Source organism: Shinella sp. 20P9.1.1 (assembly GCF_057798995.1).
This window is the reverse complement of sequence record NZ_JBYOLC010000006.1, coordinates 28834-52927: the sequence shown is the minus strand read 5'-3', so window position 1 is coordinate 52927 and position 24094 is coordinate 28834. Positions and strand designations below refer to the sequence as shown.

At 63.3% G+C, this 24094-nt stretch carries 23 protein-coding genes; 11 read left to right on the top strand and 12 right to left on the bottom strand.

Annotation, left to right across the window (positions count from 1 at the left end):
* Positions 1-234: 234 nt before the first annotated feature.
* On the top strand, positions 235-882 hold the full coding sequence (locus tag AC27VQ_RS12240; RefSeq protein WP_488716463.1) for a L,D-transpeptidase: 648 nt from the start codon (positions 235-237) through the stop codon (positions 880-882).
* Between the two features lie 4 nt (positions 883-886).
* On the opposite strand, the gene AC27VQ_RS12235 is transcribed toward AC27VQ_RS12240, so the two are convergent.
* The 4 genes from AC27VQ_RS12235 to AC27VQ_RS12220 all read right to left on the bottom strand — a co-directional run bounded on the left by AC27VQ_RS12235 (position 887) and on the right by AC27VQ_RS12220 (position 3723).
* Entirely contained in the window at positions 887-1681 is a 795-nt protein-coding gene (locus AC27VQ_RS12235; protein WP_488716462.1) for a M15 family metallopeptidase, read from the bottom strand.
* Positions 1671-2057 (bottom strand): hypothetical protein, encoded by a 387-nt coding sequence (locus AC27VQ_RS12230; RefSeq protein WP_488716461.1) that lies wholly within the window; start codon positions 2055-2057, stop codon positions 1671-1673. The genes AC27VQ_RS12235 and AC27VQ_RS12230 overlap by 11 nt, the downstream gene beginning before the upstream one ends.
* Before the next feature lie 77 nt (positions 2058-2134).
* A complete protein-coding gene (locus AC27VQ_RS12225) occupies positions 2135-2743 on the bottom strand; it encodes a pyridoxamine 5'-phosphate oxidase family protein (RefSeq protein WP_488716460.1) in 609 nt (202 codons plus the stop codon).
* 71 nt (positions 2744-2814) lie between these two features.
* Positions 2815-3723, bottom strand: a complete 909-nt coding sequence (locus AC27VQ_RS12220; protein WP_488716459.1) for an alpha/beta hydrolase — start codon at positions 3721-3723, stop codon at positions 2815-2817.
* 48 nt (positions 3724-3771) lie between these two features.
* On the opposite strand from AC27VQ_RS12220, the gene AC27VQ_RS12215 reads away from it, so the two are divergent.
* Complete coding sequence (locus AC27VQ_RS12215; RefSeq protein WP_488716458.1) at positions 3772-4251, top strand: MarR family winged helix-turn-helix transcriptional regulator; 480 nt, start codon at positions 3772-3774, stop codon at positions 4249-4251.
* On the opposite strand, the gene AC27VQ_RS12210 is transcribed toward AC27VQ_RS12215, so the two are convergent.
* The 4 genes from AC27VQ_RS12210 to AC27VQ_RS12195 all read right to left on the bottom strand — a co-directional run bounded on the left by AC27VQ_RS12210 (position 4248) and on the right by AC27VQ_RS12195 (position 8362).
* A complete protein-coding gene (locus tag AC27VQ_RS12210) occupies positions 4248-5459 on the bottom strand; it encodes a low temperature requirement protein A (RefSeq protein WP_488716457.1) in 1212 nt (403 codons plus the stop codon). The genes AC27VQ_RS12215 and AC27VQ_RS12210 overlap by 4 nt on opposite strands.
* Positions 5456-6040: a TMEM175 family protein gene (locus tag AC27VQ_RS12205; RefSeq protein WP_313532135.1), complete on the bottom strand. Its 585-nt coding sequence runs from the start codon at positions 6038-6040 to the stop codon at positions 5456-5458. The genes AC27VQ_RS12210 and AC27VQ_RS12205 overlap by 4 nt, the downstream gene beginning before the upstream one ends.
* Before the next feature lie 71 nt (positions 6041-6111).
* Positions 6112-7938, bottom strand: coding sequence for a monovalent cation:proton antiporter-2 (CPA2) family protein (locus AC27VQ_RS12200; RefSeq protein ID WP_488716456.1), 1827 nt, complete (start codon positions 7936-7938; stop codon positions 6112-6114).
* Between the two features lie 49 nt (positions 7939-7987).
* A complete protein-coding gene (locus AC27VQ_RS12195; RefSeq protein ID WP_488716455.1) occupies positions 7988-8362 on the bottom strand; it encodes a gamma-butyrobetaine hydroxylase family protein in 375 nt (124 codons plus the stop codon).
* A gap of 202 nt (positions 8363-8564) precedes the next feature.
* On the opposite strand from AC27VQ_RS12195, the gene moaA reads away from it, so the two are divergent.
* Complete coding sequence (moaA, locus tag AC27VQ_RS12190) at positions 8565-9551, top strand: GTP 3',8-cyclase MoaA (RefSeq protein WP_488716653.1); 987 nt, start codon at positions 8565-8567, stop codon at positions 9549-9551.
* Between the two features lie 63 nt (positions 9552-9614).
* Here moaA and AC27VQ_RS12185 read toward each other — a convergent pair whose 3' ends face one another.
* Positions 9615-12158 carry a methyl-accepting chemotaxis protein gene (locus tag AC27VQ_RS12185; RefSeq protein ID WP_488716454.1) on the bottom strand — a complete coding sequence of 848 codons (2544 nt, stop codon included), beginning with the start codon at positions 12156-12158 and terminating at the stop codon, positions 9615-9617.
* A 384-nt stretch (positions 12159-12542) separates the two neighbouring features.
* On the opposite strand from AC27VQ_RS12185, the gene AC27VQ_RS12180 reads away from it, so the two are divergent.
* The 3 genes from AC27VQ_RS12180 (at position 12543) to mobB (ending at position 14675) form a co-directional block, all read left to right on the top strand.
* On the top strand, positions 12543-13448 hold the full coding sequence (locus tag AC27VQ_RS12180; protein ID WP_488716453.1) for a DMT family transporter: 906 nt from the start codon (positions 12543-12545) through the stop codon (positions 13446-13448).
* 70 nt (positions 13449-13518) lie between these two features.
* Positions 13519-14154: a molybdenum cofactor guanylyltransferase MobA gene (gene mobA, locus AC27VQ_RS12175; RefSeq protein ID WP_488716452.1), complete on the top strand. Its 636-nt coding sequence runs from the start codon at positions 13519-13521 to the stop codon at positions 14152-14154.
* Positions 14151-14675, top strand: coding sequence for a molybdopterin-guanine dinucleotide biosynthesis protein B (mobB, locus tag AC27VQ_RS12170; protein WP_488716451.1), 525 nt, complete (start codon positions 14151-14153; stop codon positions 14673-14675). The genes mobA and mobB overlap by 4 nt, the downstream gene beginning before the upstream one ends.
* Positions 14676-14740: 65 nt before the next feature.
* Here the strand turns inward: mobB and AC27VQ_RS12165 are convergent, their stop codons facing one another.
* Together AC27VQ_RS12165 and AC27VQ_RS12160 are read right to left on the bottom strand one after the other, a co-directional pair.
* Complete coding sequence (locus AC27VQ_RS12165) at positions 14741-16753, bottom strand: OmpA family protein (RefSeq protein WP_488716450.1); 2013 nt, start codon at positions 16751-16753, stop codon at positions 14741-14743.
* A 180-nt stretch (positions 16754-16933) separates the two neighbouring features.
* Positions 16934-19030 (bottom strand): OmpA family protein, encoded by a 2097-nt coding sequence (locus tag AC27VQ_RS12160; protein WP_488716449.1) that lies wholly within the window; start codon positions 19028-19030, stop codon positions 16934-16936.
* Positions 19031-19366: 336 nt separating this feature from the next.
* Here AC27VQ_RS12160 and AC27VQ_RS12155 point away from each other — a divergent pair, with 336 nt between their 5' ends.
* The 4 genes from AC27VQ_RS12155 to AC27VQ_RS12140 all read left to right on the top strand — a co-directional run bounded on the left by AC27VQ_RS12155 (position 19367) and on the right by AC27VQ_RS12140 (position 22359).
* Entirely contained in the window at positions 19367-20146 is a 780-nt protein-coding gene (locus AC27VQ_RS12155; protein WP_313531816.1) for an ABC transporter substrate-binding protein, read from the top strand.
* Between the two features lie 169 nt (positions 20147-20315).
* Complete coding sequence (locus AC27VQ_RS12150; RefSeq protein WP_421593604.1) at positions 20316-21119, top strand: ABC transporter permease; 804 nt, start codon at positions 20316-20318, stop codon at positions 21117-21119.
* A complete protein-coding gene (locus AC27VQ_RS12145) occupies positions 21116-21946 on the top strand; it encodes an ABC transporter permease (protein WP_488716448.1) in 831 nt (276 codons plus the stop codon). The genes AC27VQ_RS12150 and AC27VQ_RS12145 overlap by 4 nt, the downstream gene beginning before the upstream one ends.
* A 146-nt stretch (positions 21947-22092) precedes the next feature.
* Positions 22093-22359 (top strand): usg protein, encoded by a 267-nt coding sequence (locus tag AC27VQ_RS12140; RefSeq protein WP_313531821.1) that lies wholly within the window; start codon positions 22093-22095, stop codon positions 22357-22359.
* A 14-nt stretch (positions 22360-22373) separates the two neighbouring features.
* Here AC27VQ_RS12140 and AC27VQ_RS12135 read toward each other — a convergent pair whose 3' ends face one another.
* The gene (locus AC27VQ_RS12135; protein WP_488716447.1) at positions 22374-23099 is read right to left on the bottom strand and encodes a DUF2270 domain-containing protein; all 726 of its coding nucleotides are present in this window, start codon (positions 23097-23099) and stop codon (positions 22374-22376) included.
* Positions 23100-23253: 154 nt separating this feature from the next.
* Between AC27VQ_RS12135 and AC27VQ_RS12130 the strand changes: the two genes are divergently transcribed.
* Complete coding sequence (locus AC27VQ_RS12130; protein ID WP_488716446.1) at positions 23254-24081, top strand: class I SAM-dependent methyltransferase; 828 nt, start codon at positions 23254-23256, stop codon at positions 24079-24081.
* Positions 24082-24094 lie beyond the last annotated feature (13 nt).

Genomic DNA, 24094 nt, shown 5'->3' with positions numbered 1-24094 from the left:
CCGCGGCGACACGAAAGCGTTTTCGGGGCAACAGGAGGACCGCACCATGCAAACCGGATTTGTCGAAATTACCATGATTGTCGCCCTGATGCTGAGCAGCCTCGTCTGGATCCAGCCTTTCTGAGGCCTGTTCCCGCCGGAACATCGCGACAGCCGGCAACGTCCTAAAACGTCCCCATGAGAACACGACGCCGGGCACGAACCGCACCGGCACTTCAGACAGGGACCAGGACCATGAACAAGCTCGCACTCGCCTTTATCGCAGGCCTTCTTTCCACCGCCGGCGCTGCATCTGCCGCCGACAACGCCATCAACCCCATCGTGGTCGCCTCGCTCTCGTCCTCCTCGCAGAAGACCGGTTGGCTGCAGGTCCTGTCGGGCGGCAAGCCGATGAAGTCGGAAAAGAAGATCGCCGCCGTTTCCCGCGCCCCGATCGCCCGCGAACTCGTAGCCTTCACCGAGGACGTCGCCCCCGGCACGATCATCGTCGATAACTCCGAGCGCCGCCTCTACCACGTGCTCGGCTCGGGCCTCGCCATGAAATACGCCGTCAGCGTCGGCCGCGAAGGCTTCATCTGGACCGGCACGGAAAAGGTAACGCGCAAGACCGAATGGCCGACCTGGACGCCGCCGGAAGACATGCGCGCCCGCGAAGCCAAGAAGGGCAAGATCCTGCCGGTCTCGATGAAGGGCGGCCTCGACAACCCGCTCGGCTCGCGCGCCATCTACCTCGGTTCGACCGTCTACCGCATCCACGGCACCAACCAGCCGTCATCGCTCGGCAAGGCGCAGTCCTCCGGCTGCATCCGCATGGCGAACGAAGACGTCGAGCACCTCTATGCGCAGGTCACGGCAGGCGTAACGGTCATCGTTCGTAACTAAGTGATCAGCGGCAGGCGGAAACGTCTGCCGATTTTGCGATGGCAATGAGTTCCGGGCGGTATTCGAAATGCATGGTGTCGTAGTGATACCAGCGCCCGCCCCAGATGAAGCCATACCGCTCGAAAATCTCGACGATCTCGAGCGGATATTTGTTGGCGTATTTCGGCACCTTGCCCGGCTTTCCGCCCGACCAGATCCAGTAATCCGCAAACTTCGTGTTGAGATCGACGGCCGCGCCAAAACTGTGCACCGACATATTTTTCGCGCCGGAAACCTTGCGCCAGTTGAACACGCCGGCCGAGGGGCTGAGGTAGCGCTTCAGCTCCGGTTTTGCCTCAAGTTCATCGCGCACCTTCTCCAGCGCCGCGGCGGCACCCTGCCGCTTCGTCACGCGCAAGGTTTTGCCGAACCATTTGACGGGAACGAGATCGGCCCCGACGGCCTTCGCCGAGGCACCATAGAGCCGCATCATCAAGGCATCGCTGCGAATGCGGCCGGGATCGAAATCGACCTCCGGCTTTTTCTCGCAGGCGCCGAGCGGATAGACCTGCCGCAGGCTGTCCTCGACATCGCCAGAGGCCAGTGCCGTCTGGTGATCCTTGACCTTGCCGTCGTCGATATAGAGCGCCGGGCCGCCATCCTTGAACAGCAGCCTGTTGCCCTCCACGCCAGAAAGGCTTTCCGGATAGGCTTCCACTAAGAGCTTGAGGCGGGCCGCGAGATCGGGCTCCGCCGCCCGTGCCGCAGGCGTGGCGAGGAGGAGTGCGGCAAAGCCGGCGAGAAGAGGCTTAATCGACATTGATGTTGATATAGTCGCCATCCGCGCCGCGCCAGATCTCGACCTCGATGCGCACATCGCCCTGAAGCAGGCGGCGGGCGGCGCTGCGCTCGATGCGGCCATGGCTGATCATGCGTTCGGCAAGCTCGCGGTTGCGAGCCGAGGCGAAAAAGCCATCGGTGTCGTCGCCCGGCTGGCTGACGCCGAAGCGATGTACATTGGCGCGATCCTGGCGGATGACCTGCCAGGGCTGCGTCAGGCGCTCGTTGTTGGAATTGTAGAGATCGTCCTGGCCGATATAGGCGCCGTAGCTCTCGATCAATTCGTCTGCCTTGGCTGCGCCCATCGAGGCCGCAAGCATGCCGGCGAAAACCGCCGCAAAAAGTCCTGTCCGCATCTCAAACTCCAAATTCGGCAAAAGCCATTCATAACCAAGAACAAGACGGTTCGGGAAGGCGGGATATTCGCGTGCGCCTACCACATGGTCTTTGCTGCACGGCCCGGCCATTCCTTGTCATAGGCTATGCCGTCGAAACCCTTCTTGGCGGATGCCAGCATCTGCCCGACGGTGGGCAGGCAAGCGGCATCGCGGAATTTTTCCGGGTTCCAGAGATCGGCGCGCAGCACGGCGCGGGCGCATTGCGAATAAACCTCTTCGATCTTGATGACGACGACCGAGCGTGGATGTTTTCCATCCATGACGAAACGCTGCGTGATCTCGTCATCGATGCGCACGACGGCGCGGCCGTTGAGGCGCATGGTCGTGTTGGAGCCGGGAATGAGGAACATCAGCGCGACGCGCGGATCGCGCACGATGTTGGAGAGCGAATCGATCCGGTTGTTGCCCCGCCAGTCCGGCAGCATCAGCGTGCGCTCGTCCTCGATATGGATGACCGCACCGGCATCGCCGCGCGGCGAGCAGTCGAGCCCTTCCGGCCCCACCGTGGCGAGCGCCACGAACGGGGAGGCCTCGATCATCGTGCGGTATTCCGACAGCAGAAAATCCGTCACCTTGACGAGCGAGGCTTCGCCCGGCGCGCCGTAAAGTTCGTTCAACTGCTCCACCGACGTGACCACCGTCATGCTGCTCTCCTGTGCTTAGCACCTTTGCGGCGCATCGCACCCTTGCATGACAGGCGCGTGACGGAAAGCGATCAGGCGGCGATACGCTGCCCGTCCTCCGCGAAGAAACCGACGATCCGGTCGATGACGGGCTCGGCGGAAACGATGCGGCGATGGCCGAAGCCGTTGGCCCATTCCAGCGTTACATTGGGGCCGGAGGCGGCGTAACGCCGGGCGTGATGGGCCGGCACCTCCTTGTCGTCCTCGGCATGGAGAACGAGCATCGGCGTGCTGAGCCGCCCTGCCCCGCTGGCCGCATCGAAGGCCGAAAGCGGCGCGCCGGCAATGCGCTCGACATGATCTTCCAGCGCCACCTGCGTTCTGGGACCGAGCTTCAGATAGCGCCCGAGATCCTTGAACAGCCAGACCATCTCGCTCGGCGAGCCGATGGTGACGAGCCGGCGCGGCCGGTGCGCGGGCACCGAGGGCACGAGGCCGCTTGCCGCGCAGGCCAGCGATGCGCCACCGAAGGAATGACCGCAGAAATAGTCGAAGCCGCCAAAACGCTGCCAGGCCACATCGATGGCGCGCACAGCCATCGGCAGCGTCAGCGTACGCCCGCGCGAGGCGCCATGGCCCGGCAGGTCGAGTGCCACGACCTCATGGCCCGCAGCCACCAGCCCCTCCGTCAAAGCCGAGAGATAGGCCGCACGCGAGCCCCAGCCGTGCACGACAAGCACCCGGCCGGCGAAATGTTCACAGGGGCGCGCCGCGAAACGATGCGCCACCGCCGTGCCGCCGGCAAAGTCCAGCGTTACGCGCTGTGCCTGGCGCATCCAGCCTTCGGAGCGCGCAAAAAGCTCCTTCTCCTTGGCCGTGCGCGGGCGGCGACCCGGCGTGGTCGCAAAGAGGCGGAACGCGGCCCAGCCGGCCGCATCGGGAGAAACCGCGGCGACGCCGGAGAGCGCGAGGCGGATGACCTTCAAGCCAAAGGATGCCATAGTGGGAATCCATCAAAAATGTTCAATGATGAACAATAAAGTACAACGATGAACAAAAATCAAGCCTTCCCCTGGGACCATCCGCGCTTTCGCAGCTGGATCGGGGTGGCGCGCGCCTGCCAGCTGATGCAACAGGCGGTGACGCGGGCGATTGCGGATCTCGGCATCAAGCCGCCGCATCTCGACATTCTCGTCAATCTCTACCGTTTCCAGGGCATTTCGCAGCAGGAGCTGGCGCGCAAGCTTTTGGTCGGCCGCTCGAACATGAGCATGCTTTTGCCGCAGCTCGAAAAGCGCGGCCTCATCGAGCGCAATCCCGACGCCAAGGACAAACGCGTGCTGCGCCTGTCATTGACCCCGAATGGTCGGACGCTGACGGAACAGGCCATGGCCATCCAGACCGGCCTCATCGAGCGCATCCTATCGCAGACGCCGGAAGACCGCTGCCTTCAGGTGGCTGACGCCATGGAAGACATCATCCGCATTCTCCAGACGCTGGAGAATGCGGATGACGAAGACGACGGCTAGGCTTTCGCCACGGCGTCCGCCCGTGTCGATTTCAGCGACTGGAATTCCCAGAGCGCGACCCCCAACAGTACGGCGGCGGCAGCCATGAAGAGCTGGTAGGGCTCGACGAACGGCACCAGCGCCGAAAGCGCCAGAAGGGCCGCGATGCCGACGATATGCGACAGCGGCGAGCGGCCGCGGATCGCCGCCTTGAACCAGATGTTGCCCAGCAGGAAGACGATCGGGCCGCCAAGGATGGCGCTCGCCGTCTTGGCATCGACATGGCCGTGCGGATGGGCAAGCGCGAATTCCTCCGCCACGGCCGACAGGATGATGCCGGCGACGATGGGAATATGCGCATAGGTGAAGGCCATGCGGGCGATGCGGCCGGGTGTCGCCGAATGCTCGATGAGATGCGCCGCCTCGCCATGGCCGAAGCGGAAATAGATCCACCACATGGTGGCGGTCGAGAGGAACGCAGTCATCAGCATGAAGATGGTGAAGCCGTCGAGCAGTTCCATGCCGGCGACCGTGCGGCCGGTGACAAGGATCGTTTCGCCAAGGCAGATGATGACGAAGAGCGCGCAACGCTCCGCCATATGCTCGCCCGAGACCTGCCAGTCGCTGACCGTCGAGCGGCCAAGCCCCGGAACGGCAAAACCGAGTGCCGGCGAGGCATATTCGAGACCGAGCGCGATGATCCACATCGCGAGACGTGCCTCATGCTCGACGAAAGCGCCGCCGATCCAGAACACGGCCGAAAACAGCGTCCAGACCGTGATACGCGTGAAGTTGAGGCTGTTTTCCGGCCAGTCGCGCCGCATGACATAGGCGGTGAAGGCCGAGCGGCCGGTCTGCATGGCGACGTAGGTGATCGCGAACAGAAGTCCGCCCGCCTCGAAGGCGGTGGGAATGGCGATGGACAGCATCAGCCCCAGGAACATCAGAACGAAGAGCAGGATGCGCACCGGCGACTTTTCCGGATCGAGCCAGTTCGTCGCCCAGGTCGTGTAGATCCACACCCACCATATTGCCAGCATCAGCAGTGCGGCCTCGACGAGGCCAAGGGGGGAATAGTGCGCGGCCAGCGAATGCGAGAGCTGGATGATCGTCAGCACGAAGATGAGGTCGAAGAAAAGCTCGGCAAAGGCCACCTTGCCTTCCTTGGCAGTGCCGCGGGCACGCAGGCAGGCGGAAGTGGCAAAACGTTCGTCATTCGTCGCCGTCATGGCGCATCCTTTTTATAAAGCTGTTCCAGGCGCTGGTCGGGCACGATCCAGAGAAGCGCTACCGCCGCATAGAGCACATGGGAAATCACCGGCGAGACAAAGGCAAGCCCAATCGCGGCGAGATAGAAAACAGGCGAGAACCGCCCCTTGAAATCGCTTCCAAGCGCGCTGCGCACGCGCGCGGCGTCGGGATGCACCGCGACGATGCGGATCTGCAGGATTTCATAGGCAACGGCCGTCAGAAGCAGGATCACGCCGTAGAGCGCCGTCGGGAGCGCGTCCGAAGGATTGTTGCCCATCCAGGCGGTGGCAAAGGGAATGAGCGACATCCAGAACAAGAGATGCATGTTCGCCCAGAGCACGCCCCCGCTGGCATTGCTGCAGATTGTCAGCAGATGGTGATGGTTGTTCCAGTAGATCGCCACATAGACGAAGCTCAGGAGATAGCCGAGGAATATCGGCAGCATGGGAACCAGCGCCGCGAAGGTCGGCTCCTTCGGTACCGCCAGCTGCAATACCATGATCGTGATAATGATGGCGATCACACCATCGCTGAAGGCTTCGAGCCGTCCCTTGTTCATAGGCACCTCATGTCCATTTTCATTAGACATGACGCATGTTGCGCTGAGTCGCTACAGCAGATTGCGTAACGTCAGTCTGCCGGTTCCTCCTCGTGGCGGTGGCGCTCCTCTTCCGCCGCCGCACGCTGACGCCCCGTACGGGCGGCGACGAGATCGGCGGGCGAGGCATTGCCGCGGATGAGCTGGCGTCCGGCATAGATTCCGCCGACGGTTTCCAGCTCCAGCCGCTGGCGATCGACATCGCGGAACTCCTCGACCACCTCGGCCGCAAGATCCTCGTCCTCGCCGAGCGCCTTCAGCGTCTCCTGGCTGAAGATCATGGCCGATTCGAAGGTCTCGCGGATCTGGAAGTCGACGCCGGCATGGATGAGGTCGAGCGCATGGCCGCGGTCATAAGCGCGCGCCAGGATCGGCACGAGCGGGAATTCCTCGCGAACGATCTCGGCGATCTTCACCGCCGCTTGCCTGTCGTCGAGGCAGATGAGGATCGCCTTGGCCGTCGAAGCGCCGGCCGCATGCAGGATATCGATGCGCGAGCCGTCGCCGTAATAGACCTTGAAGCCGAAATCGGAGGCGTCGCGCACGAATTCCGCATCCTTGTCGATGAGGGAGAGCGTGTAGCCTCTTGCGAGCAGCGGCTGGCTGACGATCTGGCCAAAGCGGCCGAAGCCGATCATCAGCACCGTGCCTTCGACATTTTCCGGCAGCGTCAGTCCCTCGGTGGAGGGCTGCTGCTTCGGCACGATGCGGTCATGCAGGATGACCATCAGCGGCGTCAGGATCATCGAGATGATGATCGTCGCCGTCAGGATGGCGTTTTCCTCGCCATTGAGGATGCCGGCCGCAACGGCGGCGGCATAGAGCACGAAGGCGAATTCACCGCCCTGCGCCATCAGCACGGCGCGCTCAAGGCTCTCGCTATGGCACGTGCCGAGCAGGCGCGCGACGAGATAGATCAGCAGCGTCTTCGCCACCATGTAGCCGATGACGCTTGCCACCACGAGCTGCCAGTTGGCCGCGATCACCGATAGATCGATCGCCATGCCGACGCCGAGGAAAAACAGCCCGAGCAGGATGCCGCGGAACGGCTCGATATCGGCTTCCAGCTGATGGCGAAAAGCCGATTCGGACAGCAGCACGCCGGCAAGGAAGGCCCCCATCGCCATGGAGAGGCCGGAGACCTGCATGGCGAGCGCCGACCCCAGCACCACGAGCAGCGCCGCCGCCGTCATCACCTCACGCGCACCGGAGGCGGCAAGCACCCTAAACAACGGATTGAGCAGGTATCGCCCCGCCAGAACCAGCGCGACGATGGCGCCGATGGCGATGCCGACGGAGAGCCAGCGGTCGGACGCATCCGTCGCGGCCGCGCCCGTGCCAAGCAGTGCGACAATGGCGAGCAGCGGCACGATGGCGAGGTCCTCGAAGAGCAGGATCGCTATGATGCGCTGCCCCTTCAGCGTCGACATCGTTCCCCGCTCCTGCAGCATCTGCATGACGATGGCGGTGGAGGTCAAAACGAAGCCGGTGCCGGCGACGAAGGAGGGAATGAGCGGGAAGCCGAAGGAAAGCCCGATACCGGTGAGTGCCGCCATGGCGCCCATGACCTGCACCGCACCGAGGCCGAAAATGTCCTTGCGCATGCCCCAGAGCCGCGACGGCTGCATTTCCAGGCCGATGATGAAGAGGAACATCACCACGCCGAGTTCGGCGACATGGATGATCGCCTGCGGATCGGCAAAAAAGCCGAGGCCGAAGGGGCCGATGGCAAGGCCGGCCGCGAGATAACCGAGCACCGAGCCGAGCCCGATCTTCTTGAAGACCGGCACGGCGGCGACACCGGCCGCCAGCAGCACGACAACCTCGGTGAGATCGTTTGCGTTCGCTTCTGCTGCCAAGGGTCTCTCCGTTCGCTTGCGGTGGACGCGCCCTTTGGCAGTCCTCAAATTATCGCGGCTTTTCCGACATATCGCGGCTCATGCCCTTCTCCGCAAGGTCGCGCTCGTAATCGGCAAAGAGCGCCTCGCCCTTTTCCCCGAGTTCCCGGAGATAGGTCCAGGTGAAGATGCCGGTATCATGAAGGTCGTCGAAGCCGATGCGCACGGCATAATTGCCCGTCGGCGTCATGGCGATGATCCCGACATTGCGCTTGCCCGGTACGGTCAGCTTCTGGCCCGGTCCATGGCCCTGCACTTCCGCCGAGGGCGAAAGAACGCGCAGCATCTCGGCGGAAAGGTCGAAGCTCGCACCGTCGTTGAAGGTGACGACGAGGCGCTGGCGGTCCTTGGAAACGCGCAGTTCGGTCGGCCAGAGATCGCTCATGTCCATGCCCTTTCCTATTCGATTTCGCGAAGGACTATGCCGCAAGCCGGGGATGTGCAAGGCGGAAAATACTGTCATAATCGCCGCATCGGCTTGACGCTACGCCTCGCGCGCACGACATGTCGATAATGGAGGACATGTTTTGAATTCCTATGCAGGACCTTGGAACGGCGCCGACCCGGTCGCGCAATCCGCAGCCCCGATGATCGACCCTTTCGGGCGGGCGGTCACCTATCTGCGCGTCTCCGTGACGGACCGCTGCGATTTCCGCTGCACCTATTGCATGGCGGAAAACATGACCTTCCTGCCGAAAAAGGACCTGCTGACCCTCGAAGAGCTGAACCGGCTCTGTTCCGCCTTCATCGCCAAGGGCGTGCGCAAGCTGCGCCTGACGGGCGGCGAGCCGCTGGTGCGCAAGAATATCATGCATCTCGTGCGCGAACTCGGCAAACAGGTTCATGACGGCCGCCTCGACGAACTGACACTGACGACCAACGGTTCGCAGCTCGCCAGACACGCCGCCGAGCTTGCCGATTGCGGCGTGCGCCGCATCAATGTCTCGCTCGACACGCTCGACGTGGAAAAGTTCAAGACCATCACCCGCTGGGGCGAGCTTTCAAAGGTCATCGAAGGTATCGACGCCGCGCAGGCCGCCGGCCTGAAAATCAAGATCAACGCCGTTGCCCTGAAGGATTTCAACGACCGCGAAATCCCCGAGCTGATGCGCTGGGCGCACGGCCGCGGCATGGACCTCACGCTCATCGAGACCATGCCGATGGGCGAAATCGAGGAAGACCGCACCGACCGCTATCTCCCGCTCTCGGAAATGCGCGCCCGCCTCGCCGAAGAATTCACACTGACCGAAAACGCCTACCGCACCGGCGGCCCGGCGCGTTACGTGACGGTCGAGGAAACCGGCGGTCGTCTCGGCCTCATCACGCCGATGACGCATAATTTCTGCGAGAGCTGCAACCGCGTGCGCCTCACCTGCACCGGCACGCTCTATATGTGCCTCGGCCAGAACGACGCCGCGGACCTCCGCCTTCCGCTGCGCGCCTCGGATGACGACGCCCTGCTCTCGCAGGCCATCGACGAAGCGATCGGCCGCAAGCCCAAGGGCCACGATTTCATCATCGACCGCCGCAACCGCCCGGCCGTCGCACGGCATATGAGTGTTACAGGCGGGTGAAGCTCTTTCAAACAAAACGGCCGGGCTCTTGCCCGGCCGTTTTGTTTGATCCCTCACGATCGTCTACGCCGCGTAGTGCCGGCCGTAGCCATCCTCCACACGCGTATCGAGATCGCGCGTCTTGAAGTGGTCGATCTTCTGGTTGAGCGTCTGCACCCGGCGGCGCAGGCCGTGGATTTCGGCGGTGTTCTCTTCCACCATCGCGGCATTCTGCTGGGTGATGAGCTCGACCTGGTGCACAGCCTGGTTCACCTCGTTGATGCCCTGATACTGGGCCGCCGCAGCCGCCTCGATCTTGCCGACGAGCGTGTGGATCGAGGAGATGTGGTCGTTGATCACCGAGAGCGCCTCCCCCGTCTCCGTCACCAGCGACACGCCGTTGCGCACCTGGGCGGAGCTTTCCGAGATCAGGCCCTTGATCTCGCGGGCGGCACCGGCGCAGCGCTGGGCGAGTTCGCGGACTTCCTGCGCGACGACCGCGAAACCACGACCGGCCTCGCCGGCGCGGGCGGCTTCAACACCGGCGTTGAGCGCCAGAAGGTTCGTCTGGAAGGCGATCTCGTCGATGACGCCGATGATCGTGCTGATCTTCTCCGAGGAGCGGTTGATCTCGCCCATGGCGGTGACGGCCTTGGCCACGACCTCGCCGGAGCGCTGGGCGTAGCTATGCGTCTCATCGACCGAAACGGCGGTCTTCTGGGCGCTTTCGGCCGTCGAGCGGACGATGTCGGTGAGCTGGCGCAGTGCGCGCGAGCTTTCCTCGAGTGCGGCCGCCTGCTGTTCGGTGCGGCGGGCGAGATCGTCGGCGGAGGCGGCAAGGTTGCCGGTACCGCCGTTGATTTCCATCGTCGTCGCGCGGACGTCCGACAGTGTGTGGCGCAGCGCCTCCACGGCATTGTTGTAGGTGCGGGCCATGGCGACATATTCGGCGGCAAGCGCCTCCGTCATGCTCTCTTCGAGATTGCCGGCGGCAAGCTGGCCGAGCACGTCGGAGAGCGCCGTCAGCGCCTCGGTCTGCTCTGCCTCGATGCGGGCGCGCTCGCTGGTACGGCGGGCCTGCTCCTCGGCCGTCAGCTGGCGCTGGGCTTCCGCCTCCTGCTCCAGCCTTACGTTTTCGCGGGCGGCATCGCGGAAGACGGCAACCGAGCGCACCATGTCGCCGATCTCGTCGCCGCGGTTACGGCCGTCGATGCTGATGTCGAGATCGCCGCTGGCGAGACGCGCCATCGATTCGGTGACGCGCTTCAGCGGCCCGCGCAAGGTTTCGACCAGCATCAGGCCGCCGATGATGGCGAGCAGCGTGCCGGCGACCATGGCGATGATCGAGACATTGGCCGAACGCTGGCTGTCCTGCTTGCCCGCCTCCTGCGCGCTCGACACGAACTGCTCCAGCGTCTGGCTGGCATCGGCGACGGAGGCATAGGCGTTAACGCGCGCCGCCTGCCACTTTTCGCCGACGGCAATCAGGTCCTGCGTGCCCTTCTCGATGCTGGCAAGCGACGGGGCGAGTTTTTGCGAGAGATCGCGCAGTGCGGCATTCTTGGCGCCGAGCTTGGCAAGCTCGGCGGCGCTGGCTGCAACGGCCTTCACGTCGGCGAGAACCGCGTCGCGGCTCGGCTGGTCGAGCTTGCGATGCAGTTCGCTGATATGGAGGCGCGTCTGGTCGATACCCTTGAACGTATCGCCCATCAGCGTGATCAGCGTCTTGAGCAGCGCGATCTCGGCATCCATGCCGACGAAGCGCTTGGCGGCCGTGTCGGAATTCTTGCCGGCCTCCTTCAGGAAGTCGGCATCGAATTTGGAAAGCTTGGTAAGAACCGGAATGAATTTCGCCTTCTTGCCCTCGGCATCGTCAGTGCCGGCAAGGATGCCCTGCACCGCGGCGATTTCGGCTTCCAGCGGCTTGATCTGCGCCAGTGCCTTCGGCGAGGCGATCGCCTTGGATTCGGCAAGCTGCTTCAGGAGCTGCGGCAGATAGGTCTCGGCCGCCTTCACCTTGTCTTCCGGCTTCATGGCCAGCGCGACCGGCTTGCGGAACTTGCCGATTCGTTCGGCCAGGCCCTGATAGGCAGCGGCGTCGAACAGCAACGCCTTGGCGAAGGCTTCCTTCTCACCCGATTCGTTGCGGATGACCGCGATCTGTTTTTCGGCAAAGTCGCCGTCCCTGGCCATCGCGGCAAGCGCGCTTTCTAGGCTGGTCGTGACGGCGTTGCGCTCCTGATCGATCGACCACAGCGCCTCGGTCTGGCCGCGCATCGTCCCGGCAAGGGCGACCACGGAGGCGATCTTGGCCTTTTCCGCCGCATTTGGCAGCAGCGCGTCGAGATCGCGGATGCCGGCGTCCTGCTCGTCGATGCGGGCGGAAAGCGCATCGCGCGTGTCCTGTCCCGGTTTGTCGGCGAAATCCTGCAGGCCCGTGCGCAGGTTCTGGAAATGCGACAGGCTGTTGATCGTCTCGCGGGTGACCGTCATGTGGCCGTTCAGGGTGCTCGCGGTAAAATAACCGACAAGGCCGATGCCGGCGATGAGCGCGACGAGCGGAATGACGAATAGCAACACCTTGGTGACGATACGGCGCTGCTGGAGCAGGCGGTCGATGAAGGACATGGGTTCCCCGACGTTTTTTTGACGACCATGTCCCGTCGGGCGCTTTCAAAGCCGAAACGGCCGCTCTGGAAACCAGGGGGAGCGCGGCCGGAAACTGCTCAAGGAACTGCGCCGGTCTTGCATCAGACGGCCAGCCCTCACCCGTCGCATCATGCGAACACGCATTTGGGATGACGCAACGATAGGTGGGGAAGCTTAATGAATGCCTTCGAGAAACCGGCAGAAACTCAAGGCTTTGCGCCGAAATGATCGCGTTTTCTGCTCAAAATCATTTCAATCGCCGCTTCTTTCGCCAATCACCCCGTTTGTTCCAGCCTTGAGGATGATGGTAGGCCACGCCCGTTCGGCATATGAGGGAGAGACCAACGCGCGGAATCACTCCCTATGAACTCCACCGGAAATGCCAGGGGCGCCGTGTTCATGGCGATCGCCATGGCGGCCTTCACCTGCAACGATGCCCTCGTGAAATCCGTCACGCATGCGATGAACACCGGCCAGATCCTGTTTGTGCGCGGGCTGATGACGAGTGCGCTCGTGCTGGTCATCGCCTGGCGGATGGGCGCGCTCGGCTCCTGGCGCATCCTGTTGCAGCCGCCGGTCGCCCTGCGGCTCGCGGCGGAAATTTTTGCCTCGCTCACCTTCATTTCCGCCCTCGGCGTCATGCCGCTCGCCAATATCTCGGCCATCCTCCAGTCGCTACCGCTTGCCGTGACGCTGGGGGCGGCGCTCTTCCTGGGCGAACAGGTCGGCTGGCGGCGCTGGCTCGCCATCATCGTCGGCTTCATCGGCGTGCTCATCGTCATCCGGCCGGGGCCGGAGGGCTTTTCGCTCGCCGCCATCTACGCCATCGCCTCGATGATCGGTGCGGCGACACGCGATCTCGCCACACGGCGCATCCGCAGCGATGTCTCCACCCTGTTCATCAGCGTCATCACCGCGATCGTCATCACGCTTGTCGGCGGTGCACTGATCGTGCCGATGGGCGGCTGGCAGCCGATGTCGGCGGCGGTCGTCATGCGGCTGGCCGCGGCCAGCGTTCTGCTGCTCATCGGCTACCAGACGATCGTCAACGCCATGCGTGTCGGCGAAATCTCCTTCGTCGCCCCCTTCCGCTACATGAGCCTCCTCTGGGCGATCACGATCGGCTTCCTGTTCTTCGGCGAATTACCCGATCTCTGGATGACCGTGGGCGCCGTCATCGTCATCGCCTCGGGTCTCTACACCTTCTACCGCGAAAACCGTCGCCGGGCGGCCCCCATCGCCCAGCAGTCCACACCGGAATCGCCGTGACATCGCAAAGGCTTGCGACCAGGCCTTGCACCGACTAGACCGGTGTGAGAGCCAACACGATGGGAGCACGATGGCACTCTCACATGCGATACCGGGTGTGATCCTGGCCGGTGGCCTGTCCTCGCGGATGGGGCAGGACAAGACGCGCATCCGTCTCGGCGGCGCGGCCCTCATCGACCGCGCCGCACGGCGGTTGCGGCCGCAGGTCTCGTCCGTCGCCGTCAATGCCAATGGCCCCGTGCTTTTCGAGCGCGGCGAGGAGTTTCCGGTCTTCGCCGATCTCGGCGCCGCGCGCGCAGGGCCGCTCGGTGGCGTGCTCGCCGCCCTCGACCATGTGAGGCGCAACCATCCCGAGGCGAGCCACGTCGCGACCGTGCCGACCGACAGCCCCTTCTTCCCGACCGATCTGGTCAGCCGGCTGGGCAAGGTCATCGATACGCCGGACAGGATCGCCGTCGCGCGCTCGGCCAGCGGCCTCCACCCGGTCTTCGCGCTCTGGCCGGTCGCGCTGGCCGACGATCTCGGCGCGTGGCTTTCCGGCGGCGGGGCGTTGCGCGTCCGCAGCTATCTCGAACGCCACCAGGCGCGCGAAATCACCTTCCCGCCGATCGCGACGTCGCGCGGCGAATTCGATCCGTTCTTCAACATCAACACGCCCGACGATCTCGATCAGGCGGAAAACTGGCTCTGGGTGCTGGAGAGATGACGCGTCCCAAAATCTTCGGCATCGCCGGATGGAAGAATTCCGGCAAGACCGGCCTTGCCGTGCGTCTGGTCACGGAGCTCGTCGCCCGCGGCTACCGCGTCTCGACCATCAAACACGCGCACCATGATTTCGATATCGACAAGGTCGGAGCCGACAGTTACCGCCATCGCCAGGCCGGCGCGCATGAAGTGACCATCGTCTCGGGCACGCGCTATGCCATCATGCACGAGCTGCGCGGTGCGCCTGAGCCCAGTTTCGAAGAAATCCTCGCCCGCCTCGCGCCCTGCGATCTCGTGCTTATCGAGGGCTACAAGCGCGAGCCGATCCCGAAGATCGAGGCACGGCGCCTGGAATCAGCCAACCGCGTTCCGCTCGCACCCGAGGACCCGCATATCGCCGCCATCGCCGCCGACCACCCGGTCACGGATACCAGCCTTCCCGTCTTCGACCTCGACGACACCGCAGCCATCGCGGATTTCGTCATAGAGATCACCGGTCTCCCGCTACCCGCCCCCGCCTGATCGCCATAAAAGGAAAAGGCCGCGGAATGAATTCCGCGGCCTTCTTTCTATCCTGTATCGGCCGATTACTCGGCCATGGCGACCGGCTTCACCAGCGCGGTCACGCGACGGATTGTGACGCGACGGTTGAGCTGTTCGGGCCCATCCGTATCGATCTTCAGGAATCGCTCGCCATAGCCCTGGGTGGCCAGGTTTTCCGGCGGGATGTCATAGACGTCCGTCAGGATGTTGGCGACGGCCTCGGCCCGTTCGTCCGAAAGCACGAGGTTCGATTCGTCCGAGCCGACGGCATCGGTGTGGCCTTCGATCAGGAAGGTCTCGCCGGCATCCTTGTCGAGGATCTCGTTCATCGCATCCGCCACCTTGCGCAGGGTCGTCGCCTGGTTCATCGAAATCTCCGATGAACCGGTCGCAAACGTGATCGTATCGAGGTCGATACGGCGCACCTTGTCGCGGATACGGGCCGAGTACTTCACCTCATCCAGCGTATAGACACGCTCGACGGGCTCCACCGGCGGCCGGTCGAGGAATTCGCGATAATCATGCGAGCCCTCGGACGACGTGTCGATGATGTAGTCGTCGAGCGGCACCGACAGGCGCATCGGCGGCAGACGCTCGCCGGGATCGACGAAGGTCGGCCGGGCGTCACGATCGATTTCCGGGGCATAGAACATGACATATTCACGACCCGAGCGATCGATGCGCGAGCGCTGGATGACGTCGCCGTAGCGGCTGCGGATCGTGACGACCCGGTCGCCGTTCGGGCGGACGATGACCTCGCGGACACGGCCATGCGGCAGGTCCTCGTAGTAGGTCTCGGTTGCCCGGCGCGACAGGCGGCGGCCGTCGTCCGAGCGGACGATGATCCGGTCGCCGAAATTGATCACGGCGCGATCATCGACTTCGCGCTCGACACGCCAGCCATCACGCTCCTCATAGCGCGGACGGCGGTCACGGCGTTCGCCACGCTCGCTCTCGCCCGATTCGTAGCGGACGCGATCACGATCCTTCCAGCCGACCTGCGCGTCGCGATCCGACTCAGGGATACGGATCTTGACGTTTTCCCGCTCTTCAGCGCGCTTGCGGCGGCGCTCGTCACGGCCCGATCCCTTGCGGTTGTCGAAATCCTTGTCGCTGTCGAGCACGGCCGCACCGTCGAGGAACGGCAGTTCGATCGTCTCGTTCGTCTTGGACGGGTCTCTGGCGATCCGCTCACGATCTTCATCGCGCTTGCGGCGGGGCCGCTCGTTTGTCTGCTCTTCGCGCTGCTGGTCCTCCGCAGCCTCACGCTGCTTCTTGCGACGCTCTTCGCGGGCTTTCTGGCGATCCTGCTGTTGCTGATCGTCACCCTCAGCCGCGTCGCGCTGCTTCTTGCGCTCCTCGCGCGCCTTCTGGCGGTCCTGTTGTTGCTGATCGTCGCCTTCCGCGGCATCGCGCTGCTTCTTGCGCTCTTCACGCGCCTTCTGGCGATCCTGCTGCTGTTGATCGTCGCCCTCAGCGGCCTCGCGCTGCTTCTTGCGTTCCTCGCGCGCCTTCTGGCGATCCTGCTGCTGCTGGTCATCGCCCTCAGCGGCCTCACGCTGCTTCTTGCGCTCTTCACGCGCCTTCTGGCGATCCTGCTGTTGCTGATCGTCGCCTTCAGCGGCCTCGCGCTGCTTCTTGCGTTCCTCGCGGGCCTTCTGGCGGTCCTGCTGCTGCTGATCATCGCCCTCAGCTGCTTCGCGCTGCTTTTTGCGGCGCTCCTGGCGTTCCTGCTGCTGTTGCTGGTCATCACCTTCAGCAGACTCGCGCTTCTTGCGCCGCTCCTGACGTTCTTGCTGCTGTTCGCCGGCGCTTTCCTCGCTCTGTTCCTTGCGCGGCTTGCGGCGCTCGCCCTGCTGCTCGCCGTCTTCCTGCCGTTCCCTCTTCTTGCGCGGCTTGCGCTCTTCCTCGGAACCGTCGCTCTCCTGCACGGTGATGACGTTGGGCATGCGGCTGTCGATGACAGGCGGACGGATCATCGCGGCCTGAACCGGCTGCCAGACCAGCGAAACGATGGGCAAAGCCACCGTTGCCAGAAGTGTCGTTCTCTTACCCATAGCGTTTCCTCTTTTGCCGGTTTTGCAGGCAATGGATCAATCGTTTGAGGCAAATTCGTGTTTCCACATATTCGCCCCTCGTAAAACAGACGCTAGACCATCTCACATGAATCCGCGCTGAATGCGACAGAGCCGCCGGCGCATTGACCGGCGGCTCTGTCAAAACGCACGAAATCCCGATCAGTTCGCCTTGGCGAGCGGTCGCACCAGCGTCGTGACGCGGCGGATGGTGACGCGGCGGTTCTGCTGTTCGGCCACCTCGGTGCGAACCTTCAGGAAGCGCTCGCCGTAACCCTGCGTCTGCAGGTTCTCCGGCGGAATGCCGTAAACCTCCGTCAACAGGCTGGCGACCGATTCGGCGCGCTCATCGGAAAGCACCAGGTTCGACTTGTCCGAGCCGACGGCATCCGTATGCCCCTCGATCAGAAAGGTCTCGCCTGGGTCCTTGTCCAGCACCTTCTGCATCGCGTCGGCCACGCTGCGCAGCGTACGGGCCTGCGACATCGGCACCTCGGCGCTCGCCGTCGCGAAGGTGATCGTATCGAGGTCGATGCGGCGCACCTTATCCCGCAGACGCGCCGACTGTTTCACCTCGTCGATCGTATAGACACGCTCGACGCGCTCGACCGGCGGCTCGGCAAGGAAGGCGTAATAATCGCGGTCCGGATCGCTTGAGGTGTCGATGATATAGTCGCTGACGGGAATGCGCAGGCGCATCGGCGGCAGCTCGTAACCGACATCGACGAGGCCGGGACGCGGCGCGTCATCCTCCAGTTCCGGCGCATAGACGAGAATATATTCGCGGCCGTCATCCCCGACGCGCGAGCGCTGGATGATATCGCCATAACGATTGTAGATCGTCACGATGCGCACGCCGCCGGGACGCTGGATCGTTTCACGCACGCGTCCACGGGCCAGGTTGTCGTAGAAGACATCCTCCGAATCACGGCGCAGGCGCGGACGATCGTCGCCGCGCACGATCAGCTGGTCGCCCACTTCCAGAACCGTGCGATTCTCGAAGCGCTCGATGACATTGACCTGCGTGACGCTGTTGTCGATCGTTTTGTTGTCGTTGTTGACGATCGTCGTGTTGTTGATGACCGTGTTGTTGACGATGTTGGTGGTCTCGGGAACGAGGAATTCCGGTGCCTCGTCGACGCGCTTGCCTTCTTCCTTGATGGCCGCCTCGATACGCCCGGGCACCGCATCGCGCACCTCTTCGGAAATCGCTGCCTGCGCACTGTCGTCCGTGTCGGGAACCGGCGCTTCCTCCTCCTGCGCGCGCTGTTCCTCACGCTGCTTGCGGCGGTTGTCGCGGCTCTTTTGGCCGCCGGCATTGTCGGCGTCCTTGTCACTGTCGAGCACGGCCGCGCCATTTTCGACAGGCAGAACCACCGTCTCGTCGGTCTTGCCGGGATCCTCAGCGATCTCCTGCTTCTGCTCTTCCGTCAACGTTTCAACCACCTCCGGCACCGGCTCGGTGGCAGGTGTTTCCTCGCCGGCCTGCTGGCTCTGTTCGGTGGCAGGCTGCTCGGATTGCTGCTCATCAGCGGCCTTCTGCTCGTCGGCCTGAGGCTGCTGGTCCTCGGCAGCCTTCTGCTCGTCGGCCTGCCGCTGCTGGTCCTCGGCGGCCTTCTGTTCATCAGCCTGCCGCTGCTGGTCCTCGGCAGCCTTCTGTTCATCGGCCTGACGCTGCTGGTCCTCGGCAGCCTTCTGCTCATCGGCCTGACGCTGCTGGTCTTCGGCAGCCTTCTGTTCGTCGGCCTGCTGCTGGTCCTCAGCAGCCTTCTGCTCGTCGGCCTGCCGCTGCTGGTCCTCGGCGGCCTTCTGTTCATCAGCCTGCCGCTGCTGGTCCTCAGCCGCCTTCTGCTCGTCGGCCTGACGCTGCTGATCCTCGGCAGCCTTCTGTTCGTCGGCCTGACGCTGCTGATCCTCGGCAGCCTTCTGTTCGTCGGCCTGCCGCTGCTGGTCTTCAGCAGCCTTCTGTTCATCAGCCTGCCGGTGCTGGTCCTCGGCAGCCTTCTGCTCGTCGGCCTGCTGCTGGTCTTCGGCAGCCTTTTGCTCATCGGCCTGCCGCTGCTGGTCTTCCTGCTCGGCGCGCTGCTGTTCTTCCTGCTGCTGTTTCAGCAGTTCTTCCTCGCTCGGCTGTCCCTCGTCGCTCGCCTGGGCCACGTCGAAGGGTTTCATGAGCGCATCGGCCAGCGTCGGCGTCGCGATCAGCGAGGCTGAAAGCAGGGGCAGAGCCACGGTGGCAAAAAGTTTGGAGCGGAAAGTCATCGTTCTGTCCTCACGGTGTCCCGTCTGTCTGTCTGGAGCGCTGCCTCCCGGCTCTTTCGGCCGGCCGGCAACGCCCGTTTCCTGTTCAGGCCTAGTCAGGCGGGTGTGAACCGCGCCTGAACGACCTCATCGACCGGCGAGATAGGTCGCGCCGCCGCCAAGACCAGTGACGGCCATGAAATTGTCGGGGAAACGCGGCGGGAGCGCGACGGAAAAGCAGTTGATTTTTTATGAGAAACAGTTCGATTATCCAACCCAAGCGGGCAGGCCTGCCCGCTTCCATTCAAGGCCCGGACAACAAGAAAAACCCGATAGCCTTCAACAGAGAGGATCACAATGCGTATTTCCAAACGTTTCACGCTCGCAGCCTCGGCTGCGGTCATCGCCCTCTTCGCGACCTCCGCGATGGCTGAAGGCGAGAAGATCGTGATCGGCACGGAAGGCGCCTACCCGCCCTTCAACAATCTCGAGGCCGACGGCACGCTGACCGGCTTCGACATCGACATCGCCAAGGCGCTCTGCGAGGAAATGAAGGCTGAATGCACCTTCGTGACGCAGGACTGGGACGGCATCATTCCGGCGCTCATCGCCAAGAAGTTCGACGCCATCGTCGCGTCCATGTCGATCACCGCCGAGCGCAAGGAGAAGGTCGACTTCTCCAAGAAGTACTACAACACGCCGCCGGCCATCATCGTGCCGAAGGATTCCGACATCAAGGAAGCGACGCCTGAGGCGCTCGCCGGCAAGGCGCTCGGCGCCCAGGGTTCCACGACCCATTCCAACTATGCCCAGGCGCATATGAAGGATGCCGACATCAAGATGTACCCGACCTCGGACGAGTACAAGCTCGACATCGCCAACGGCCGCATCGATGCCGCCATCGACGACGTCGTGGTGCTCTCCGAATGGCTGAAGACCGACGCCGGCGCCTGCTGCAAGCTGCTCGGCACGCTGCCGATCGACCCCGTCATCAACGGCGAAGGCGCCGGCATCGCGGTGCGCAAGGGCGATGCGCTGGCCGACAAGTTTACAGCAGCGATCGCGGCGATCCGAGCCAACGGCAAGTACCAGGAAATCAACGCCAAGTACTTCCCGTTCGACGTCTACGGCGAGTAAGACACGACGCATCCGGCTCATGCGGGTTTTTTCTGACCCCATCACCAGAATGCACGGGCGGGAGGGCTTGCTCTCCCGCTCCTTTTGTTTGAGAAGTTGGTCATAAGAAAGAGAGCGCAGCAAGCGCCTTAACAAGAAGCGAAAAACGCGCATCGGGGGTAATTCTGGCATGAGCGGGTTCTTCACCGCCATCGTCGAGGCGGTATCCGCATTTCTGGGGATCATCGATCCCCTCTGCGGTCCGGTCGGCATCTTCAATCTTTTCGCGGGCAATACGCTGCTCGCCTGCGGTGCCGCGGGCTGGGGCGACGAGATTGCTTTCGGCTTCCTGGTCACGGCCAGTCTCGCCATCGCGACGCTGCCCATCGGCCTGTTCCTGGGCTTCTTCATAGCGCTGGCAAAACAGTCGGAAGAAAAGTCGCTCAGGCTCTCGGCCAATATCTACACCACGCTCTTCCGCGGCCTGCCAGAGCTTCTGACGCTCTTCATCATCTATTACGGCCTGCAGATCGTCGTGCAGAACCTCATGACCGCCGTCGGCTATGACGGCACGGTCGAGATCAACGCCTTCTTCGCCGGCATGATCGCGCTCGCCATGGTGTTTTCCGCCTATTGCTCGGAAGTGCTGCTGTCGGCCTTCAAGGCCATTCCGCGCGGCCAGTACGAGGCGGGCTATGCGCTCGGCCTGCACCATGGCCGCACCATGCAGCTCATCATCCTGCCGCAGCTCATCCGCGTCGCCCTGCCCGGCCTCGGCAATCTGTGGATGGCGCTTTTGAAGGACACCGCTCTCGTCTCCGTCGTCGGCCTGCCGGATATCCTGCGCCAGACGAGTATTGCGGCGCGCGTCACCAAAGAAGCCTTCGAGTTCTACGTCATCGCCTGCGTGCTCTTCCTTGTCCTCGCCTTCCTCTCCTCGCTGGTCTTCTCCGGCATCGAGGGCTGGGCCAAGCGTTCGGAGGCCGCACGATGAGCTTCGTCACCACCCTGATCGAACCACAGGCCCCGCCACCGGCCCCGCCAAAAGCCTTCACGGCCAGCCGCTTCTTCGGCAATGCCTTCCTCGGCGTCTGGCTGGCGCTTGCCATCGGCATCTTCATGATGATCGTCGGCGGCTGGGATCCGGAAAAATTCGCGAAATATGGCCCGAACTACCTGTCCGGTCTCGGCGTGACGCTGCTGCTGGTCGTCTGCTCGGTCGTGCTCGGCGGCCTCATATCGCTGCCTGTCGCCTTTGCGCGCATGTCGAAGAACCCGGTCCTGTCATGGATCGCCTATGGCTACGTCTATTTCTTCCGCGGCACGCCGCTGCTCACCCAGCTCTTCCTCATCTATTACGGCCTCGGCAGCTTCTCCGCCGAGCTGAAGGCCATGGGGGTCTGGTGGTTCTTCCGCGATGCCTGGAACTGCGCGCTGCTCGCCTTCACGCTCAACACCGCCGCCTACCAGGCCGAAATCCTGCGCGGCGCCATCCAGAGCGTGCCGCGCGGCCAGCATGAGGGCGCCGATGCGCTCGGCCTGCCGAAGAAAGTCGCCTTCTTCAAGGTCATCCTGCCACAGGCACTCATCGTGGCGCTGCGTCCTTACGGCAACGAGATCATCCTGATGATCAAGGGCTCGGCGATCGTCGCCATCGTCACGGTTCTCGACCTGATGGGCGAAACCCGCCTCGCCTTCTCGCGCACATTCGACTATCAGGCCTATCTCTGGGCCGCACTGATGTATCTCCTCATGGTGGAGCTGCTGCGCAACATCTGGGCCTGGCTCGAAACCCGCCTGACCCGCCACCTGAAGCGCTGACATCCCTTGGCAGCACTCGACGCAGAGTGCTGCCAAGGCGTTGATTTCATAAGAAATCTTTCCTTACGCTACGAGACTTTAAGGTCTTATTAACCTTGCGGGCACTCAATCTTAGGGACCATCATTCATCTCGCGATGAGGTCCCTATGACGAACGACATGGCGATGCAGCTCAAGGGCTACGGCATGACCACGGCCCAGATCCTCTACCGCATGCCGGATCACCAGCAGTTCCTTCAGACCTATATCTGGCAGCACTACGACCTCGCCCCGGATTTCCCGGAGATGAAGAGTTTCCTGAAATTCTGGCAGGAAAAACTCGACGGTCCGATCCACTCCGTCCGCTACATCCACCATCGCCTGATCTCGGCGACGGAGTGGCGGGCGCTGAAGGGCGAGTTCATCATCAACTGAGCAGCGCGGAACGATTAGACGTGTACCGACCCATGCGCCAGTTCGGTATCGGACATGTCCACCTTCAGCGAAAAATAGGCGATGACGGCGTAGAATACCGCGACGAGGCCGATCACCACCAGGCCCGGAACCGGCCCGAGTGCCGCATTCGCCACCACATGCTCGACCGCGAGCGTCATGTCGCGGCCTGCCGTCGCCGGCTTCTGCATCATGGAGGATGAGATCTTCAGCGCCCAGGCGAGCAGCAGGATAAGATAGAGCCAGCAGTAATTCCGTCGGAGCCGACGACAGGCGGCATCGCGGTAGCTGATCAAGAATTCCGGCTTGCGCAGGCTTTTCGCGATGGGCGCGGCCCAGTCGAGATCGAGCGAGGCGCGCGGATTGAGGATTTCGGCGAAATAGAAACGCTCCAGCTGGCGCACGCGTGCCCGATAGACATCGAAGAAGCGGTAGCGCCGCGCCTCGATCATCAGGAGCAGCGTCACCAGCAGCATGGCGAAGAGCAGCACGCCGTGATGCGATGTCGGCGTCGAGAGCGAAACGGAGAGCAGCGCCGCCACCACGGTGATCGCCCAGTTCGACGTTCGATCGATCCGGTCGCGCCAGCCGGCCATTCGGCCAAGCTCGCCGCGATAATAATGCACCATGGTGTTGATCGTTTCCATCGGCGTCGCCGGCAAGGCGGGGCTGCCTGTGCGCTTCACGTCGGAAAGCGACAAGGGGGACATATCGGCGGGCATGTCTTTCCTCCAACTGTCTTTTTGGTCTTGGGAAGATCATGCGCCTCTTTCGCCAATTGATAAATGCCTATTTGCACTTAGAGGGCGAATGCGCCCGTATCGCGTGACCGTTTGCGCGCATCCGCCTCCATTGCCAAAACTGCGGCCGGCCCGTATGAGACGCCCCATGAAAAAAATCGACGAAGACGCGCTCGCGGAAGCCTATAACCGCGCCCTTTCGCTGGAAAAGTCCGGCGATTTCGATGCCGCCGCCAAAGCCTATGCCGAAGTGCTGGCGCTCGACCCGGAAGACCATGGCGGTGCGGCCGTGCGCCTCGCCTCTATGGGCCGCGGCGACACGCCGGAAAAGGCGCCGGACGCCTATGTCGCCACCCTCTTCGACCAACACGCCGAAGTGTTCGAGGATGTGCTGGTCGAACAGCTCGGCTATTGCGTGCCGCTTCTGGTGCGCCAGCGCTTCCAGGACCTCAAGATGGGTCCGTTCCAGCGCGTGCTCGACCTCGGCTGCGGCACGGGCCTGACGGGCGGCGCGTTGCGCGACATGGCGGAGGACATCACCGGCGTCGACCTGTCGGAAAACATGGTCGAAGTCGCCCATGAGAAGGACCTCTACGAAACACTCTACGTCGCCGAGGCCGTCGATTTCCTCGACGACAACGACGACGAGCCCTTCGACCTGATCACCGCGACCGACGTACTGCCCTATCTCGGCGCGCTGGAGCCGCTGTTCTTCGGCGCCGCCGAAAACCTCGTGGCCGGCGGACATTTCATCTTCTCCTCCGAAACGCTGCCGGCCGACACCTTCGCCGGCCGCCCCTTCATGGTCGGCCCGCACCAGCGCTTTGCCCATGCGCCCGACTATGTCCGCCAGCGCCTCGACGAGACCGGTTTCGACCTCGTCGAAATCACCGACATCACCGTGCGGATGGAAGAAGGCGAACCGATCGCCGGCCATCTCGTGCTGGCGAAATATCGCGGCTGACCGGCGGGGCCGC

Coding starts and splice junctions, on each gene's coding strand:
- AC27VQ_RS12230 (WP_488716461.1), bottom strand. CDS start 2,057: ATGCGGACAGGACTTTTTGCGGCGGTTTTCGCCGGCATGCTTGCGGCC.
- AC27VQ_RS12145 (WP_488716448.1), top strand. CDS start 21,116: ATGAGCTTCGTCACCACCCTGATCGAACCACAGGCCCCGCCACCGGCC.
- AC27VQ_RS12225 (WP_488716460.1), bottom strand. CDS start 2,743: ATGACGGTGGTCACGTCGGTGGAGCAGTTGAACGAACTTTACGGCGCG.
- AC27VQ_RS12135 (WP_488716447.1), bottom strand. CDS start 23,099: ATGCCCGCCGATATGTCCCCCTTGTCGCTTTCCGACGTGAAGCGCACA.
- AC27VQ_RS12195 (WP_488716455.1), bottom strand. CDS start 8,362: ATGAGCGATCTCTGGCCGACCGAACTGCGCGTTTCCAAGGACCGCCAG.
- AC27VQ_RS12180 (WP_488716453.1), top strand. CDS start 12,543: ATGAACTCCACCGGAAATGCCAGGGGCGCCGTGTTCATGGCGATCGCC.
- moaA (WP_488716653.1), top strand. CDS start 8,565: ATGATCGACCCTTTCGGGCGGGCGGTCACCTATCTGCGCGTCTCCGTG.
- AC27VQ_RS12235 (WP_488716462.1), bottom strand. CDS start 1,681: ATGTCGATTAAGCCTCTTCTCGCCGGCTTTGCCGCACTCCTCCTCGCC.
- AC27VQ_RS12210 (WP_488716457.1), bottom strand. CDS start 5,459: ATGACGGCGACGAATGACGAACGTTTTGCCACTTCCGCCTGCCTGCGT.
- AC27VQ_RS12130 (WP_488716446.1), top strand. CDS start 23,254: ATGAGACGCCCCATGAAAAAAATCGACGAAGACGCGCTCGCGGAAGCC.
- AC27VQ_RS12140 (WP_313531821.1), top strand. CDS start 22,093: ATGACGAACGACATGGCGATGCAGCTCAAGGGCTACGGCATGACCACG.
- mobB (WP_488716451.1), top strand. CDS start 14,151: ATGACGCGTCCCAAAATCTTCGGCATCGCCGGATGGAAGAATTCCGGC.
- AC27VQ_RS12205 (WP_313532135.1), bottom strand. CDS start 6,040: ATGAACAAGGGACGGCTCGAAGCCTTCAGCGATGGTGTGATCGCCATC.
- AC27VQ_RS12160 (WP_488716449.1), bottom strand. CDS start 19,030: ATGACTTTCCGCTCCAAACTTTTTGCCACCGTGGCTCTGCCCCTGCTT.
- AC27VQ_RS12215 (WP_488716458.1), top strand. CDS start 3,772: ATGAACAAAAATCAAGCCTTCCCCTGGGACCATCCGCGCTTTCGCAGC.
- AC27VQ_RS12155 (WP_313531816.1), top strand. CDS start 19,367: ATGCGTATTTCCAAACGTTTCACGCTCGCAGCCTCGGCTGCGGTCATC.
- AC27VQ_RS12220 (WP_488716459.1), bottom strand. CDS start 3,723: ATGGCATCCTTTGGCTTGAAGGTCATCCGCCTCGCGCTCTCCGGCGTC.
- AC27VQ_RS12240 (WP_488716463.1), top strand. CDS start 235: ATGAACAAGCTCGCACTCGCCTTTATCGCAGGCCTTCTTTCCACCGCC.
- AC27VQ_RS12150 (WP_421593604.1), top strand. CDS start 20,316: ATGAGCGGGTTCTTCACCGCCATCGTCGAGGCGGTATCCGCATTTCTG.
- AC27VQ_RS12185 (WP_488716454.1), bottom strand. CDS start 12,158: ATGTCCTTCATCGACCGCCTGCTCCAGCAGCGCCGTATCGTCACCAAG.
- mobA (WP_488716452.1), top strand. CDS start 13,519: ATGGCACTCTCACATGCGATACCGGGTGTGATCCTGGCCGGTGGCCTG.
- AC27VQ_RS12165 (WP_488716450.1), bottom strand. CDS start 16,753: ATGGGTAAGAGAACGACACTTCTGGCAACGGTGGCTTTGCCCATCGTT.